Origin of the sequence: Pseudohaliea rubra DSM 19751 (assembly GCF_000764025.1) — a bacterium.
GTDB lineage: Bacteria > Pseudomonadota > Gammaproteobacteria > Pseudomonadales > Halieaceae > Pseudohaliea > Pseudohaliea rubra.
The window spans coordinates 1-15,947 of the sequence record NZ_KN234796.1 but is presented as its reverse complement, the minus strand read 5'-3'; the positions used below and the strand labels follow the sequence as shown (position 1 = coordinate 15,947).

The 15,947-nt window shown below is 68.0% G+C and carries 13 protein-coding genes; 5 read left to right on the top strand and 8 right to left on the bottom strand.

Annotated features, from left to right (window positions below):
- Nucleotides 1-280: 280 nt before the first annotated feature.
- Together HRUBRA_RS13465 and HRUBRA_RS13460 are read left to right on the top strand one after the other, a co-directional pair.
- Complete coding sequence (locus HRUBRA_RS13465; RefSeq protein ID WP_035518000.1) at nt 281-2,104, top strand: DUF5666 domain-containing protein; 1,824 nt, start codon at nt 281-283, stop codon at nt 2,102-2,104.
- A 93-nt stretch (nt 2,105-2,197) separates the two neighbouring features.
- Entirely contained in the window at nt 2,198-3,544 is a 1,347-nt protein-coding gene (locus HRUBRA_RS13460; protein WP_035517999.1) for a sulfotransferase family protein, read from the top strand.
- A gap of 77 nt (nt 3,545-3,621) precedes the next feature.
- Here the strand turns inward: HRUBRA_RS13460 and HRUBRA_RS13455 are convergent, their stop codons facing one another.
- Nucleotides 3,622-5,058 carry a PhoH family protein gene (locus HRUBRA_RS13455; protein ID WP_035517998.1) on the bottom strand — a complete coding sequence of 479 codons (1,437 nt, stop codon included), beginning with the start codon at nt 5,056-5,058 and terminating at the stop codon, nt 3,622-3,624.
- Between the two features lie 368 nt (nt 5,059-5,426).
- On the opposite strand from HRUBRA_RS13455, the gene HRUBRA_RS13450 reads away from it, so the two are divergent.
- On the top strand, nt 5,427-7,382 hold the full coding sequence (locus tag HRUBRA_RS13450) for an RNB domain-containing ribonuclease (protein WP_035517996.1): 1,956 nt from the start codon (nt 5,427-5,429) through the stop codon (nt 7,380-7,382).
- A 104-nt stretch (nt 7,383-7,486) separates the two neighbouring features.
- Here the strand turns inward: HRUBRA_RS13450 and asnS are convergent, their stop codons facing one another.
- The 4 genes from asnS to HRUBRA_RS13430 form a co-directional block, all read right to left on the bottom strand.
- Nucleotides 7,487-8,884, bottom strand: coding sequence for an asparagine--tRNA ligase (gene asnS / locus HRUBRA_RS13445; protein ID WP_052094901.1), 1,398 nt, complete (start codon nt 8,882-8,884; stop codon nt 7,487-7,489).
- Between the two features lie 66 nt (nt 8,885-8,950).
- A complete protein-coding gene (locus HRUBRA_RS13440; RefSeq protein WP_035517994.1) occupies nt 8,951-9,427 on the bottom strand; it encodes a GAF domain-containing protein in 477 nt (158 codons plus the stop codon).
- Nucleotides 9,428-9,514: 87 nt separating this feature from the next.
- Nucleotides 9,515-10,141, bottom strand: a complete 627-nt coding sequence (locus HRUBRA_RS13435) for a phosphoadenosine phosphosulfate reductase domain-containing protein (RefSeq protein WP_035517993.1) — start codon at nt 10,139-10,141, stop codon at nt 9,515-9,517.
- A gap of 81 nt (nt 10,142-10,222) precedes the next feature.
- Nucleotides 10,223-11,014 carry a ParA family protein gene (locus HRUBRA_RS13430; protein WP_035517991.1) on the bottom strand — a complete coding sequence of 264 codons (792 nt, stop codon included), beginning with the start codon at nt 11,012-11,014 and terminating at the stop codon, nt 10,223-10,225.
- A gap of 87 nt (nt 11,015-11,101) precedes the next feature.
- On the opposite strand from HRUBRA_RS13430, the gene HRUBRA_RS13425 reads away from it, so the two are divergent.
- Complete coding sequence (locus HRUBRA_RS13425) at nt 11,102-12,400, top strand: CinA family nicotinamide mononucleotide deamidase-related protein (protein ID WP_035517990.1); 1,299 nt, start codon at nt 11,102-11,104, stop codon at nt 12,398-12,400.
- A 1-nt stretch (nt 12,401) separates the two neighbouring features.
- Here HRUBRA_RS13425 and HRUBRA_RS13420 read toward each other — a convergent pair whose 3' ends face one another.
- The 3 genes from HRUBRA_RS13420 to HRUBRA_RS13410 form a co-directional block, all read right to left on the bottom strand.
- On the bottom strand, nt 12,402-12,851 hold the full coding sequence (locus HRUBRA_RS13420; protein ID WP_052094899.1) for a lipocalin-like domain-containing protein: 450 nt from the start codon (nt 12,849-12,851) through the stop codon (nt 12,402-12,404).
- Between the two features lie 22 nt (nt 12,852-12,873).
- Nucleotides 12,874-13,512 carry a pyridoxamine 5'-phosphate oxidase gene (pdxH, locus tag HRUBRA_RS13415; protein WP_035517989.1) on the bottom strand — a complete coding sequence of 213 codons (639 nt, stop codon included), beginning with the start codon at nt 13,510-13,512 and terminating at the stop codon, nt 12,874-12,876.
- Between the two features lie 460 nt (nt 13,513-13,972).
- Entirely contained in the window at nt 13,973-14,275 is a 303-nt protein-coding gene (locus HRUBRA_RS13410) for a hypothetical protein (RefSeq protein WP_035517987.1), read from the bottom strand.
- A gap of 179 nt (nt 14,276-14,454) precedes the next feature.
- Between HRUBRA_RS13410 and HRUBRA_RS13405 the strand changes: the two genes are divergently transcribed.
- Entirely contained in the window at nt 14,455-15,690 is a 1,236-nt protein-coding gene (locus HRUBRA_RS13405; protein ID WP_035517986.1) for a hypothetical protein, read from the top strand.
- Nucleotides 15,691-15,947 lie beyond the last annotated feature (257 nt).

The following is a 15,947-nucleotide window of genomic DNA, read 5'->3' as shown; positions in this document are numbered from 1 at the left end:
GGGGCGCTTCTCTCACCAAGCGTGTATCGGGGAGCGACTGAGAGAAGCGCCCCGCGCCCGCCCCGGAAATGCGAAACAAACCAGACCCCCGTCAGCTACCCCGGGACTACCCAGCGATCGCGGCCTGCACAGTCTCTTTAACACGCACCTTTACCCCCGCCCGGAACAAACCTGGGGAATTTTTTCCCAGAATCCTTGACGAACCTCATGACTGGGATTAAATTCCCAATCAAGGCGGTTGCCGATTTCTCCTATCGAGCCTGCACCGGAGGTGTGTCCCATGAACAACGAGCCCCTGTTCCGACCCAAGACCCTGGCTACAGCCAGCGCCCTCGCCCTTGTCCTGACCGCTTGCGGTGGCGGTGGTGGCGGCGGCACTGCGAGCACGCCGAGTACCCCTGCGCCTGCTCCCACCGAGAACGGCGGCAGTGACGGCGGCACCACAGAGGTGCCCGAACGCCGCCTGAGCGGCAGCATTACCGGCTTCGGCAGCGTGTTCGTGGGCGGGGTGAAGTTCGAGACCGACGATGCCCGGATTATCATCGACGGCGAGCCCGCCAGTGAGCGCGACCTCGCCGTGGGCATGGTGGTGCTCCTCGACGGCACGGTGAACGATGACGGCATCACAGGCACCGCCAGCCGCATCGTTTACGATGACGAGCTGACCGGCCCCATCGAAAGCATCACGCCGACCAACGATGGCGACGCGCTGCTGCTGGTGATTCTTGGCTTCAACGTTATTGTCGAGCGCACCGGCACGGTCTTTGACGACATCACCTTCGACACCCTCGCCGTCGGCGATCTGGTCGAGGTGTCCGGCTTTCCGCAGGAGGGCAACCGCCTCCGCGCCACCCGCATTGAGCGCAAGGACGACTTCGTTCCGGGCAGCAGCACCGTGGAACTGAAGGGCATTGCCCGCAACGTGACCGCCGGCAGCTTCACCATTGGCGAGGTCACCGTGGATACCAGCAGCGCCCTCCTTGATGAGGACGATGGCGCCCTGGCGGACGGCGTTCGCGTCGAGGTCTACGGCACGCTGGCCGACGGCGTACTTACCGCCACGGAAGTGGACACGGAGGACGGTCCTGCCGGCGGTCTCGCCGAGGGCGATGCGGTGTCCGTGGAGGGCACTGTCAGCGCCTATGTGGACGACAGCAACTTCCGCGTGCGCGGTATACCGGTCGATGCCGGCAGCGCGATCCGCTCTCCGGCCGACCTCACCCTGGGCAGCGGCACGGTCCTGCAGGTGAGCGGCACCTGGGACGGCGAGCGCCTTAGCGCCGACCGCATCCGCGGTCGCCGGGGCCGGATCGAGCTCGAGGGCCCCGTCAGCGACGTCGACACGGAAAACGGCATCATCGATATCACCTTCGCCGCCGGCGGCACGGTGAGCGTAGCGGTAGACCAGGGCACCCGCCTTGACGACGATCGCGACGACCTCGATCGACTCACCCTCGGCGACATCGTGGCCGGTGATTTCCTTGAGATCGAGGCCTACGTCGAGGGCGACCGTCTCATCGCCACGGTCATCGACCGCGAGGAGACGGACGACGAGGTCGTGCAGGCGCCGGTGGAAGCCTTCACCGCGGGCAGTGACATCACGCTGCTCGGCGTGACTTTTTCTGTGGCCGTCGGCGAGACGGAGTACGAGAACCTGCAGGATCAGGACATCCCGGCGGAGGCCTTCTTCGCCCAGCTGCAGCCCGGCGACCTGATCAAGCTCCAGGATGATGAGCTGGCCAACGGTATCGCCGACGAGATCGAGTTCGAGGACAAGGGCCGTCTCGACGGCGAGCGCGAGTTCGGCTGCGGCTTCGATGACGACGGCACCAGCTGCGACGACGACGACCTCATCGGCGACGATACGATCACCGACGATGACGGCATCGATACGACGGAAGACGAGGCTGACCTTACCGACGGCGACGGCATCGACACCCCCGACGATGGGGACGACCTGACCGATGGCGACGGCATCGATACCCCCGACGATAAGGACGACCTGACCGACGGCGACGGCGTCGATACCCCCGACGATGAGGACGACCTGACCGACGGCGACGGCGTCGATACTCCCGACGATGAGGACGACGTCACAGAATGAGGGCGGTGAGGACCAGAGGGACGGCTGACGGCATCGACACGGGCTTGGCCGTGGCCGATGATAGCGCCGCAGCCGATCCCGATGGAGCAAACCGTGGACGTAGCAAAGACCGCCGGTGGCAACGGCGACACCCGGGCGCTGAGAGCGCTTCTGGCAGCGCGGGACTTCCCCGCGCTGCTGCGCGCCACGGACCCGACGACCGCGAACGCCTCCGCAGAGCACTGGCTCTACCGCGGCAAGGCGCTGGAAGGCCTGCTGCAGCCCGACGCCGCGGCAACGTGCTACCGCGAAGGGCTTGCGCAGGGGCCGGAGGACGCCCCCCTGCACCTTGCCCTCGGCCAGCTGGCGCTGCAGCAGGGTGACCGACCGGGGGCCCTTGAAGCCCTCGAGCGGGCCCGGGACCTGAACCCCGACAACCTGGACTGCTACGCCGCCCTCCTCCACCTGGTGCCCCTCGCGCCCGATGGCCCAGAGGCGGCCCGTATCCTTGCCCGGGCCCTGGATCACCGGCGCAGCGACGCCGCCCGGGCCCGCGCCCTCTTTCTCCTCGGCCAGCTCCAGGTGGAGGCCGGCCGCGACCGCACGGGCTTTGTCCACTATGCGGCAGGCAATCGGCTCACCGGCGACAGCCTCGAGGCGCGCAAGCGCGAATACCGCCTGGGAGAGCGCCTGTTCCGCCTGGATCGCCGGACCTTCGCCGCCGTCGCGCGGTCCCTGCCACCCTGCAAGGCCCTGGTGGTGACAGGGCTGCCCCGCTCGGGCAAGAGCCTGGTGGAAAGCCTGCTGGCGGAACACCCGGCCATCGCTGCCGGGGGCGAATTCGCAGGGCTGCGCCGGGCCATCGCCGACATCCCCGGGAAGGAACTGCCCCGGCGGCTCAGTGAGGCGGCCGCCAGCTCCCGCTCGCCCTTTATCGAGGCCTACCGGGAGCATCCGCTGGCCGACGCCGGCAGCCGCTGGCTCGTGGACAGCTCGCCGGCAAACCTGCCCCGGATCGGTTATTTCGCGCTGCTGCACCCGGAGGCACCGATCGTGCTCTGCCGGCGCCGCGCGCGGGACCTGGGCCTGGCCCTGTTCTTCAAGAAGTTCCGCAGCGGCCACGGCTACAGCTACGCTCTGGAGACCGCCGGGCGCGCCATCGCCAGCGCCGAGCGGCTCATCGATCACTGGCAGGCGGTGCTGCCGAACCCGCTCCTGGTGGTGGACTACGAGGAACTGGTCACGGACCCGGAGGGGACCCGGGCCCGGCTGTTCGCGCTGCTGGGGCTGGCGCCGCCACCCCGGCCGCTCCGGTCCGGAGAAGCGGAAGACTGGCGCCTGTTCCCCAGCAAGTCACCGGGCGCCGCCTGCGCACCCCGGCCGTCGCTGCTCGGCTTTGCCGACCGCTTCGAAGAAGAGCTTGCGCCCCTGGTCAAGGCCTACGAGGCGGCGAGCACCTGACGCCCCTGCGGCAGGTGGCGGCCGGGACGCGCCTCCCGCCGGGGGCGAGCACTGCGGGAGACGCGTCCTCGCGCCCGCTAGAGTTCCTCCTCGGCGAAGGCCGCAAGGCGGGAGCGGAGGATACCGCCGATGTGCATCACCCCCGCGTGCTCGTAGTGCTTGCTCTTTTCAACCAGGTAAGTGAGGCCCGAGGTCAGCGGCGAGATGTATTTGTTGTCGATCTGCGCGAGGTTGCCAAGGACGACGATCTTCGAGCCCTCGCCTACCCGACTGATCACCGACTTCAGCTGGAACTGGGAAAGGCCCTGGGCCTCGTCGATAATGATATAGGCGTTGTTGAAAGAGCGGCCACGCATGAAGTTCAGGGATTTGAACTGGATATTCGCCCGCTCCTTGACGTACGCGATGCTGCCGGCGCAGGACTCGTCGGCGCCGTGGAGAATTTCCAGGTTATCGTCGAAGGCGGCCAGCCAGGGCGCCATTTTCTCCTCTTCCGTACCGGGCAGAAAACCGATGTCCTCGGCGATCGGCGGCGTTGAGCGGGCCACGATGAGCTTGCTGTAGCGGCCTTCCTCGAGGATGCCCTGGAGCCCGTAGGCGAGCGCCAGGAGGGTCTTGCCGGAGCCGGCGGGGCCCGTGAGCACGGTCATATCGACATCGTCATCGGCCAGCAGGCGCATGGCCATGGCCTGGTCGAGGTTGCGCGGCGCCAGCCCCCAGAAACGCTGATTCATAAGCCCGTCCCGGCTGTCGCAGCGCAGGTAGACATGCTCGCTGTCGAGGCGCACCACAAAGGCCAGGAACTCGCGGTCGTCGAAGAGAAACTGGTTCGGGTAGGCGGCGGGCAGCGCCGAGCGCGGCAACCGGTGCAGCGTGCGATCGTCCTCGCGCACCGTGTCGACCTCGTCCACCCCCGCCCAGAAGTCCCCGGGGATGTGCTCGTAGCCCTTGGTGAGCAGATCGATGTCGTCCAGCACCCGGTCCCGGCGGTAGTCCTCCACGTGCAGAAGGCCGGAGCCCTTGGCCTTGATGCGCATGTTGATGTCTTTGGTCACCAGGCAGACAAAACGCTCCGGATGTTCCGCCTGCAGCTTGATGGCCACGTTGATAATGCGGTTGTCGTTGGCCTGGTCCGGGGTGCCATCGAGGTAGGGAACAGCGCTGTCGTCGGTGATCAGCTGATCCGGATAGATGGCGAGCGTTCCCAGGGGCCCCTGGAGCGTGCTGCCGGGTACCGCCACCCCCTGCTGGATCGCCTGAGGCGTGGCCACATCGACGATCTTGTCGATAAGCTGGATGGCGATACGCGCCTCCCGGCTCACGGTTTTGTCGCGCCGGTCCTTGATGTGGTCCAGTTCCTCCAGGACCGTCATCGGGATGACAACCTGGTGCTCGTTGAAGGCGCTGATCGCCGTCGGGTCGTGCAGCAGCACGTTGGTGTCGAGTACGTAGGTTTTCGGGCCTTCGGCCTCAGCGGGGGTCAGGGGCGGGTGCAGGGCGAGGCTGCTTTCCATACGGACTCTCCGGGACGGGGTCAGGGGCTCAGAAAGCCACGACCGCGGCAGCGCGGTGGCGTGCAGCGGCGAGGCGAAGAAGTCGGGGGAAGGCGAGGACACACGGGCATCGGCCCGGCATCACGAGGCAGGCGGGTAAAGCTGCGCCGGCCGGCGGGAAAAACCCTTGAGCAAGTCGGTCGAATGGCCCGATCCCGTGCTTTACCCGAACTCGCCTCAATTATTGAGCGCGTATCCACGGAGTGTCAATCGCACCGCGCCCGCCGCCCGCGGACCGTGCCGTCGCACTGACACCCGGGGCCTTTTCCGCTAGCATACGCCCCTTTGCCGAGGCGCTTTGCGTCCATGCCGATGCCAACAAGACTGCCATGCTAGACCGCGACGCCCTCTCCCAGCTCCGGGGCCTGAAGAAGGAGATGGAATCCGTCAAAGAGCGGGTGGAGGCCGTGGTCAAGGGCACGCAGGCGCGCTACGGCTTCGCGGTCCTCGACGATGGCCGCGAGGTTTTCGTCCCGCCTGACGAGATGCTCAAGGCCTTCCCCGGTGACCGGGTACGGGTCTGCGTCCGCCCCGGGGCCGACGACCGCCCCGTGGCGGAGATCGAGCGGCTGGTAGACAGCCCCCTCGGCGAATTCAACGGCCAGTGCGTGCGTAAAGGCAAGGCGCTGTTCGTGCGCCCCCAACTGGCCACGCTGCAGCGCTGGCTGTTCCTGCCCCCGCACGCCCGCAACGGCGTCAAAGAGGGCGACTACGTGCGCTGCGCTGTCCTGCGCCACCCGATCCGCGACGGCCGCCCCCAGGCCAAGGTGCTCAGGGTCTTCGGGCCGGCGGGCACGCCGGGCCTCGAAAACCAGTTCGCCATGGCCCGGCACGGCGTCCGGACCGGCTGGGAAAGCACCCGGGAGCGCGAGCTCAGCGAGCAGCTCAAGACCCGGGACCCACTGGCAGACAGCCATCGCCTCGACCTCACGGACCTCGCCTTCGTGTCCATCGACTCGGCGCGCACCCAGGATATCGACGACGCGCTGTACGCCGAGACCACCACCGACGGCTGGATTCTCTACGTGGCCATCGCCGACCCCACGGCCTATGTGGGGGCCGACTCGCCCCTCCTGCCGGTGGTCACCGCCCGGGCCTGCTCGGCCTATTTCCATGGCGACGTGGTGCCGATGCTGCCGGAAGCCCTAGCCCAGGAGAGCTGCGCGCTCACAGAGGACCAGACCCGGCCGGCGCTGGTCTGCAAGCTGGCAGTCGCCGACAGCGGTGAAATCCGCGACTTCGAATTCCACGAGGCCATCGTGCGCTCGCGGGCAAAGCTGTCCTACTTCGCCGTGGACAAGTATCTCTCCGGGGAGCAGGACAGCCTGATGAGCTACGCCAGTCCCCTGGAAGCGCTCTACGCGGTCTACCGGGCCCTCGCCGGCAACCGCGAGGCCGAGGGGCTGACCATGGAGGAGCGCCGGGAGCACCGCTGGCAGCTGGATGACAGCGGGCAGATCGAACAGATCGAGCCCGGCGAGAAGCTCAACTCCCAGCGCCTGGTAGAGGCCTGCATGATTGCCGCCAACCGCTGCGCCGCCCGCTTCCTTGCTGAGCACAACGCCAGCGGGCCCTACATCAGCCACCCGGGCTTCCGCCGGGACCGCAGCGACGAGACCCGCCAGTTTCTGGAGCGGAACCTGCCGGCCCTGAAAGAGGCAGACCCGCATACCCTTGAAGGCTACCGGGCGATCTTCCGCGCCCTGACGACACCGGAAAGCGATCTGCCCCTGCGGGCCATGATCAACCGCCTGCTGACCCGCGCAACCCTGAGCACGAAGCCGGCGCCGCATATGGGGATGGTGCTGCCGGTGTATACCACCTGCACGTCACCGCTGCGCCGGGCCGTCGACTTTCTCGTGCACCTGCAGCTGAAGGCCATTCTCCACGAGCGCAAGCCCGACCTCGTCCACGGCCCCACGCTCGAGCGCGTGGGCGCTGGCCTGCGCGCCGTCCGGGCGGCTACCGCCGACGCCGAGCGCTGGCTCGCCGCCAACTTCCTCGAAAAGCGCGCCGCCGCCGACCCGGCACCGTGGCCGGCGCGCATCGTGCACCTGAGCTCCAGCGGCTTCGTGGCGCGCATCGATGCCTGGGGCCTCGAGGGCTTCGTGGATTTGCGCAAGGACCCGGAGAAGTTCAGCTACGACAAGTGGCAGGCCACGCTCACCAGCAAGACCCGGCGCTTTCAGCTCGAGGCGCCCGTGGCCGTGACCCTGGCCGGCATCGACCGTGAAGGCGACCACCTGGCCCGGTTCCTGCCAGCGCCGGGCGAAGGCGCCCTGTAGACCCGCCGGCGGAAGGCGCGTCCTCGCGCTGATCCGGCCGGCGGCTCTGCCAACCCGGTCGCGGCGCAACGCCGCACCCACCGGGTACGCCGTTCCCACCGGGTTTAGAAGTGGGCGTTCCCCGGCGTGCGCGGGAACGGGATCGCGTCGCGGACGTTTTCCATGCCGGTAACGTAGTTCAGCAGCCGCTCGAAGCCGAGGCCGAAGCCCGCGTGCGGCACGGTGCCGTAGCGGCGCAGGTCGCGGTACCACCACAGCTCTTCCTTCAGCGTGGCGTCCATACGCGCTTCGAGGACCTCAAGGCGCTCCTCACGCTGGCTGCCGCCGATGATCTCGCCGATACCGGGCGCCAGCACGTCCATGGCCGCGACAGTCTCACCGTCGTCATTCAGGCGCATATAAAAGGCCTTGATGCCCTTCGGGTAGTTCGCGATCACGACCGGCCGCCCCACGTGTTTCTCGCACAGATAGCGTTCGTGCTCGCTGGCCAGATCCAAGCCCCAGCGCACGGGGAATTCGAAGTTCTCGCCGCAGCCCTCGAGGATGCGGATGGCCTCGCCGTAGTCCATGCGCTCGAAGCGATTGTCGATGACCGCCTGCAGCCGCGCCAGCACCGTATCGTCGATGCGCTGCTGGAAGAAGGCCATGTCGTCCTCGCACTCCTCCAGCACCCGCCGGAACACGTGCCGCAGCAGCGCCTCGGCAAGCTCGGCATTGTCGTCGAGATCCGCAAAGGCGATCTCCGGCTCGACCATCCAGAACTCGGCGAGGTGCCGGCTGGTGTTGGAGTTCTCGGCGCGGAAGGTCGGGCCAAAGGTGTAGACCTTGCTCATGGCCAGGCAGAAGGATTCGACCTCGAGCTGGCCGCTCACGGTGAGGAAGGCCTCGCCGGCGAAGAAGTCCTCGGCGAAGTCCACGCTGCCGTCGGCGCGGCGCGGCAGGTTGGCGAAATCCAGGGTGGATACGCGGAACAGCTCACCGGCTCCCTCGCAGTCGGAGCCGGTAATGATGGGCGTGTTCACCCAGTAGAAGCCGCGCTCGTGGAAGAAACTGTGGATCGCATTGGCCAGGGTGTGGCGGACGCGCGTAATGGCACCGAAGGTATTCGTACGCGGGCGCAGGTGGGCCTGGGTGCGCAGGTACTCGAAGCTGTGCCGCTTCTTGGCGACGGGATAGTGCTCCGGGTCGAGCACCGGGCCGACCACCTCCACGGCACCGGCCTGGATCTCCACCGTCTGCCCCTTGCCCCGGGACTCCACCAGCTCCCCGGTAACGATGACCGCGGCACCGGTGCCGAGTGCCAGCACCTCGTCCTCGTAGTTGGCAAGGGTGTTCGGCACCACCGCCTGGATCGGGTCGAAGCAGGAACCGTCATGCACGGCGAGGAACGAAATACCGGCTTTGGAATCGCGCTTGCTGCGCAGCCAGCCGCGCACCGTCACCTGCGCCCCCGGGGCCACGGCGCCTTTGAGCAGGGCACGCACGGGATGAAGTTCGGCCATGGAAACCTCCGCGACAAGGAAAGGCGCGGAGCATACCGCAGCGCCCTGGCGGGCCGCCAGCGAGGCTTACAGCGGAGCGGAGCTGTCCAGGTAGGCGGCCGCCAGGGTCTCGACCAGCGCCTGGTCGGCGTCGCTGAAACGGTCTCGCCGCGGGCTGTCCACATCGACCACGCCCACGACCTCTCCGTCGTGCCAGAGCGGCACCACCAGCTCGGCGCGGGAGGCGGCGTCGCAGGCGATATGGCCGGGGAAGGCGTCGACGTCGGCCACGCGCTGGCTTTCGGCGCGGGCCACAGCAGTGCCGCAGACTCCGCGGCCGAGGGGAATACGCACGCAGGCCGGCCTGCCCTGAAAGGGACCGAGCACCAGCTCGTCGCCCGCGCGGCGATACAGGCCCACCCAGTTGATATCCGGCAGCTGCAGGGCGAGGAAGGCAACGAAGTTGGCGGCATTCGCCAGCGGGTCATCCTCGCCAGCCAGCAGGGCCTTGAGCTGCGCGGCGGCTTCGTCGGCCGGGAGCGGGGTTGCGGTAAGGTCGAACATGGGCGCCTCCAGTCACGGGACGCGCAGTATGCAGAGCGGCCCCCGGGCCGGCAAGGCGTCAGGTCGGGCTGCGCAGGCCGGGCCGCATCAGGCGGCGCTGTGCAGGCCGCACTCGCGGCCGGCGTGGACCTTGGTCGGGTCGAAGTAGCGCTGGCTGTCCGGAAGCCCGTGCTCGGCGAGATAAGCGTCGACCTGCTCCTGCCGCCAGTGGAACAGCGGGGCCACCTTGAGCAGACCCCGGGAATCGCGGGTGACCACGTCCAGGGCGCGACGGAAAGCGGTCTCTTCCCGGCGGATTCCCGTGAGCCAGAGCGCCGGCCGGTGCTCGGCGAGAGCACGCTCGAAGGGCTCGAGCTTCACCTGCCGGGTAAAAAGGGCGTGGCGCTCCTGCTCCTCGATGCCCGGGATGGGGCCGTAGAGGGCCTGGCGGCGTTCGGCGGTCAGGGCCGGCGTGTACACCTGCAGGTTGAGGTCCAGACGTTCGCGCAGGGCCTCGGCCGTGCGATAGGTCTCGGGCAGGTTATAGCCGGTGTCCACCCAGATGACGGGTAGCGAGGGCGCCAGGCGGCTCACCAGGTGCAGCATGACTCCGGCGCCGGGCCCCATGCTGCTGCTGGCGATCGCCGGCAGACCCCGGGCCAGGGCCCAGCGTACGATGGCCTCCGGCGCCGCATGGCGCAATTCCGCGTTGATCCTGTCGAGGTCCAGCCCCACCGTATTCCCCTGACGGCAATAGTGCAGGTACCGACTCTAGGGAATAAAAAATGTCCTGTGAAATAACCAGTTTCTCTATGGTTATTCCACCAGCGCGGCCTCCAGCGCCGCGTACAGGGCCAGATACTGCTGCGTCAGCTTGTGCCCCGGAGCCAGATCGATGAGGGGCCGGTGGCTGTGGTGCGACTCCTTCATTTTCACCGAGGAGCCAAGCCAGCTTGCCAACACCGGGAAGCCCTCCTCCTCGAGCTCCGCTACCAGCTCACCGGGCAGCCGCGCCTGAGGATTGAACTGATTGATGACGATGCCCTCGATGACCAGCTCCGGGTTATGGTCGTCCTGCAGTTCGGTGATGTTCTCGAGCAGCGCGTAGAGACTGTGGCGGGCGAAGCTGTCGCAATCGAAGGGCACGAGGACACTGTCGGCGGCGATCAGCGCGGCCTTGGAAAAGAAGTTGAAGCTCGGCGGCGTGTCGATATACACGCGGTCATACTCGCCTTCGAGCTTCGCCAGGGCATCCCGAAGCTTGTAAATTTTATAGCGGGCCTCCAGGGCCCCTTCCAGCTCGGCAAGGGCCGGGCTGGAGGGCATGAGATAGAGATTCTCCCAGGGCGTCTCCCAGACGAAGGAATCGGGGTTCTGGCGCATACGCCGGGGGCCGACGGTCTGTCGGAAGAGCCCGGCCACGCCCTGGGCCTCCGCCGGGAAGGCCTCGGCGTCGATCTCGCCGACGAGATACAGGGTGCTGTTACCCTGCACGTCCAGATCGATCACCAGGGTGCGGTAACCCGTGGCGGCGTCGATGGCCGCGAGGTTGCAGGTGATGCTGGTCTTGCCGACCCCGCCCTTCTGGTTGAACACGACGCGCTTCATCGCTGTCTCCCTCTTCTCTGCCGGCATCGCGCCGTCCGTTGACCGGTGTATAGTACCTGCCTCGATTCGCGACGCTAAGCCAGAACCATGCCCCAGACGCCCCGGGTCCAGCTCCTGCTCACCGGCAACGAGCTGATGAGCGGAGATACGGTCGATTCGAACTCGGCGACCATCGCCCACCGCCTGGCCACCCTCGGGCTCGCCGTGGGCCGCAAGGTGACCCTCGGCGACGACCCCGCGGCGCTGGTGGCCGAGCTCGCTGCCATGGCGCGGGACGCCGAAGTGGTGATCGTCAACGGCGGCCTCGGCCCCACGGTGGACGATCTCACCGCAGCCGTGGTCGCCGAGGCGGCGGGGCTGCCGCTCGCGGAGCACCCGGAGGCCCTCGCCCACCTCGAGCGCTGGTGCGCCGGCCGGGGCCTGCCCCTCGATGGTGCCAACCGCAAGCAGGCCCTGCTGCCGGCAGGCTGCACGATCCTGCCCAACGCCCGCGGCAGCGCCGTGGGCTTTGCCGTCGACCTCGGCAGCTGCCGGATCTACTGCACCCCCGGCGTGCCCGGCGAGCTGGCCACCATGCTCGAGCCCGTCTGTGACGACCTCACGGAACGCTGGCCGGGCCTCGGCGCCGTGGACATCCTGCGCCTGCAGACCTTCGGCCTCGGTGAGTCCACGGCGCAGCAGCTCATCGCCGACGACAACGCCAGGGAGCATGCCGCGCCCTGGCCGCCGGCGGTAAACCTGGGCTTCCGCGCCGGGGCCCCGCAGCTGGAGATTAAGCTGGCGATCACGGACCCGGCGGCCGCGGCGGACCGGGACGCCTGCCTCGCCCGCCTCGAGGCCCTCTTCGGCGACCACATCATCGGCCGCGGCGATGCCAGCCTCGCCGGCGAGCTGCTGGCCCTGCTCCGGGAGCGGGGGCTCACCGTCGCCACCGCTGAATCCTGCACCGGCGGCGCCATCGCCGCCGCCCTGACCCGGGTGCCCGGCTCCTCGGCCGCCTTCGAGGCCGGTTACGTTACCTACTCCAACGCCATCAAGACCCGCACCCTGGGCGTGCGCGAGGAGACCCTCGCCACTCACGGCGCGGTGAGCGAAGCGGTGGTGCGGGAAATGGCCACCGGCGCCCTGGAGCGCGCCGGGGCGGACCTTGCGGTCGCCGTATCCGGGGTGGCCGGCCCCGAGGGCGGCACGGCGGCAAAGCCCGTGGGCACGGTCTGGCTGGCCTGGGGGGATCGGGAGCAGCTGGATACCGTGTGCCTGCTCTGGCCCGTGGAGCGCACGCTCTTCCAGACCATGGTAGCCGCCCTGGCCCTGGACCTCCTGCGCCGCAGGCTCCTCGCCCTGCCACCGCTGCCCTCTTACGCCCGGCAGCGGCGCGCCGCCTGACTCAGCTGTCGTCGACGCCCGAGAGCCGGTGCCAGACCAGCGAGTGCAGGCGGGTGACACCGCCGCTTTCGTCACGACCGCTTAACACCAGCGTCTGGCCGTCGAGCTCGGCGTGGCGCAGCTGCTCCGTGCCGACGAAGTTCGGGTTGAGGCTCTGGGTCACGTAGTGAATGATGTCGCCCTCGAGCACCCGGTAGCGCCCGGCGTAGTGAAAATAGCTGAGGTAGGCCTGGGCGAGCTTCTCCTCGGGAAGCTTGCGGAAGGGCACGTCCTGCGGCAGCGTGTGGCGGTCGCTGCGGGCGATGGAGGCGCTCATCCAGTCGTCCTCCGTATACAAAAGCAGGCCCTTCGGGTCCTCGCCGAAGGGCGTGGAGAAGTCCTCCCGGTTGGAATAACCCACGGTCCAGGATTCCAGCTGCCAGGTGCCGATAAGGGCTTCTTTGCTAATCATGTGTCCTCCCTCGCCGCAGCCGTCATGGCTGCAGCTGCTCGATGGTCCAGGTGTCGTCTTCCTGTCGGGTGTACAGGAAGCGGTCGTGCAGGCGGTGTGCCCCGCCCTGCCAGAATTCCATGCGCGTGGGCCGAACCCGGTAGCCGCCCCAGAAGTCCGGCACCGGCACCTCGCCGCGGCCGAATTGTTGCATGAGACGCTTGACCTCCGCTTCGAGGGCCGCCCGCGCCGGCACCGGGCGGCTCTGCCGGGAGGCCCAGGCGGCCACCTGGCTCTCCCGGGGGCGGCTTAGGAAATAGCGCGCCGACTCGGCGAAGGGCATTTTCTCCGCGATGCCCCCGACGATGACCTGCCGGTCGAGCTCGTTCCAGGGAAACAGCAGCGACACGCGCGGCTCGGCGGCGATCGCCTGTGCCTTGGCGCTGCCGTAGTTGGTGTAGAAAACAAAACCGTCGCTGGAGGCCCCCTTGAGCAGCACGATGCGCTGCCCGGGGTTGCCATCGGCATCCACGGTGGCCAGGACCATGGCTGTGGGGTCCGACAGGCCCGCGTCCACGGCCTGCTGCAGCCAGTGCTCAAACTGACGCACGGGGCAGGCATCCAGGTCGTCCCGGGCAAGACCGCCGGCGGTGTACTCGCGTCGATAAGCTTCGAATTTCACGCTGTCAGGGTGTCTTGTCGCTACGGGGCTCTATTATAGGATCATCGAGGATTTCCGGGGCGAGTGCTGGTCACTACGGGCTTTTATTGTCGAGGCCATCGCAGTTTTCCGGGACGGGTGCTGGAGGGTACCCCCAGTCGCTCCACGATATTCGCTTGGTGGGGGTACCCTCCAGCACCCGTCCCTACCGCCCGGGATACTCCCCACTGTCTCAGGAACACACAGGACAGTAGGAGTGGATGCGGAATACTTCTTTGAACGTAGCCTCACCCGGACACTCCCTCCCCGCCTCGGGAATACGCGGGGCGGTAGGGGCGGATGCGGGATACTTCTCTCACCAAGCGAATATCGTGGAGCGACTGAGAGAAGTATCCCGCATCCGCACCGGGAATCGAGAGCCGGCGCCAACATAGACCAACGCAGGCCAACACAAGCCAGCACAAGCGAACACAGCCCACTCTCAATCATCGCTGGTGCTGGGAACAACCGGCGCCCGTGACTGGTAAAAAGGGATGGCGGGAAAAGGGTGTACCGTCTTCCAGTCTTCTCCGAGGGTAGCAGCCAGCGGCTCCCCCATGGCGCGGTGCCAGGCGTCGGCCATGGCTGCCTGCAGCGCCGCCGGCTCCGCTGCGCCGGCCAGCACCAGCGCCTCCATGAGCCCCTCGGCGCGCAGGCGCAGCGCCGGCGGCAGATCGTCGCCGGCGGCGGCGCGCTCGAGCATCTGCTGCCAGCGGCGCTCCAGCTCTTCGCGAATTGCATCCATGGCCTATCCTCCAGCAAGCAGCGTCGCCAGCGGCGAGCATCCGGGGCCGGCCGGTGCCGGCGATGCTTCGCCGCGCCCCGGACCCACGCCCATTGAGCCGCATCGGCATCATCGACGTAAATGACTTGAGGTTATACTGCTGTAAGCCAGCCGACAGCTGCAATGAGCGCGATCGCCCTATGAACTTTCGCCGCACAAGCTTCGCCGCCTGCGCCGTCTTTGCCGCCGCCCTCGCCGCGGCTCAGCCGGAACCGGTGCAACCCGGACACGACGCCCTCGACGACGAGGCCGCCGCCCTCGAGGTCGTCCGCAGCGACACCATCCGCCGCTACCGGGACGAAATCAGCTCCCTCGAGCAGGCCGACGGCGCCTACAGCCCGGGGCTCACCGAACCACTGCTGGAGCTCGGCCTGGCGCTCCAGCAGGCCGGGCAGCACGCGGAGGCCATCGCCATCCTCAAGCGCGGCGTCCACCTGGCCCGGGTCAACGAAGGCCTTTACAGCGAGCAGCAGCTCGTCCTCATCGAGGCGGAGATCCGCAGCCATATCGCCATCGGCGACTTTCAGGCCGCCGACGATCGGCACCGCTACCTGTACCGGGTGCAGCAGCGTACCCTCACGGACGCCGGCCGCAGCCTCGCCCTCATGCGCCAGGCTCGCTGGCAGCGGCGAGCCTACGAGCTGGGCCTCGACGAGAACGGCTTCGAGCGTCTGCTGCGCATGTGGAGCCTCTACCGGCTGGCTCTGTCGGAGCTTGCCGAGGATGAGGGCGATGCCTCACCCAACCTCCTGCCGCCACTCTACGGCATGCTCCGCGCCCAGTACCTGATCAGCGGCTTTGACGGCAGCGACCCCACGGGACTGAGCGCCGATCCCTTCGAGCCGCGGGTGGACGAAGGCCGCTTTGTGGCCTTCCGCAGCCAGAGCTACAAGCAGGGCGGCTCGGTGATCCGCGCCATCTACGACGTGCGGCAGGCCCAGCCCGGGGCAGGCCCCCGGGAGCACGCCGAGGCCCTGGTGCTGCTCGGTGACTGGCGGCTCTGGCACGATAAATACGACGACGCCGCCCAGGCCTACACCGATGCCCTGGCGGAACTTGCGGCCCTCGATGATGCCGAAGCAGCCATGGGCGATCTTTTCGGCGCACCGGCAGTACTGCCGGCCCTTGAGGGCATCCGCCCCCTTCCGGAGCCCGTGCCGCCGGAAGGGGCCAATTTGTTGGTAGAATTCACCGTGGATGAACGTGGTCGGGTGCGCGATCTCGATCGCGTCGATGAGGCGAATGACAATGAGGGCATCGCCAACCGGCTCCTGCGGAAGCTGCGGAAGACAAAGTTCCGGCCGCGCTTCGCCGATGGCCAGCCGGTGCCGACGACGGGGATTAGATGGGCTTATGACACCAGCGACTGGCAATAACCGCGCAGGGCGCCTCGGCGCCGCAGCAGCAACCGTGCTCGCCTGCCTGGCGCTCGCGGGCTGTCCGAGCGCGAGCACGCCCACCACACCCACGGTATCCATGCCCACCCCGCCGACGCCGAGCAGCTCCTCGAGTTCGAGCAGTTCCAGTTCCAGTTCGTCCAGTTCCAGTTCCAGTTCCTCCAATCCCGCTGGCAGTCCGAGCCCGAGCTCCAGCACGAGCCCGAGCGCCGGCAGCCCCGCCGATGGCAGCACTA

Excerpts from the sequence above, each read along its gene's own strand:
- HRUBRA_RS13465 (WP_035518000.1), top strand. The coding sequence starts at position 281 with ATGAACAACGAGCCCCTGTTCCGACCCAAGACCCTGGCTACAGCCAGC.
- HRUBRA_RS13455 (WP_035517998.1), bottom strand. The coding sequence starts at position 5,058 with ATGGAAAGCAGCCTCGCCCTGCACCCGCCCCTGACCCCCGCTGAGGCC.
- HRUBRA_RS13450 (WP_035517996.1), top strand. The coding sequence starts at position 5,427 with ATGCTAGACCGCGACGCCCTCTCCCAGCTCCGGGGCCTGAAGAAGGAG.
- asnS (WP_052094901.1), bottom strand. The coding sequence starts at position 8,884 with ATGGCCGAACTTCATCCCGTGCGTGCCCTGCTCAAAGGCGCCGTGGCC.
- HRUBRA_RS13440 (WP_035517994.1), bottom strand. The coding sequence starts at position 9,427 with ATGTTCGACCTTACCGCAACCCCGCTCCCGGCCGACGAAGCCGCCGCG.
- HRUBRA_RS13430 (WP_035517991.1), bottom strand. The coding sequence starts at position 11,014 with ATGAAGCGCGTCGTGTTCAACCAGAAGGGCGGGGTCGGCAAGACCAGC.
- HRUBRA_RS13425 (WP_035517990.1), top strand. The coding sequence starts at position 11,102 with ATGCCCCAGACGCCCCGGGTCCAGCTCCTGCTCACCGGCAACGAGCTG.
- HRUBRA_RS13420 (WP_052094899.1), bottom strand. The coding sequence starts at position 12,851 with ATGATTAGCAAAGAAGCCCTTATCGGCACCTGGCAGCTGGAATCCTGG.
- HRUBRA_RS13410 (WP_035517987.1), bottom strand. The coding sequence starts at position 14,275 with ATGGATGCAATTCGCGAAGAGCTGGAGCGCCGCTGGCAGCAGATGCTC.
- HRUBRA_RS13405 (WP_035517986.1), top strand. The coding sequence starts at position 14,455 with ATGAACTTTCGCCGCACAAGCTTCGCCGCCTGCGCCGTCTTTGCCGCC.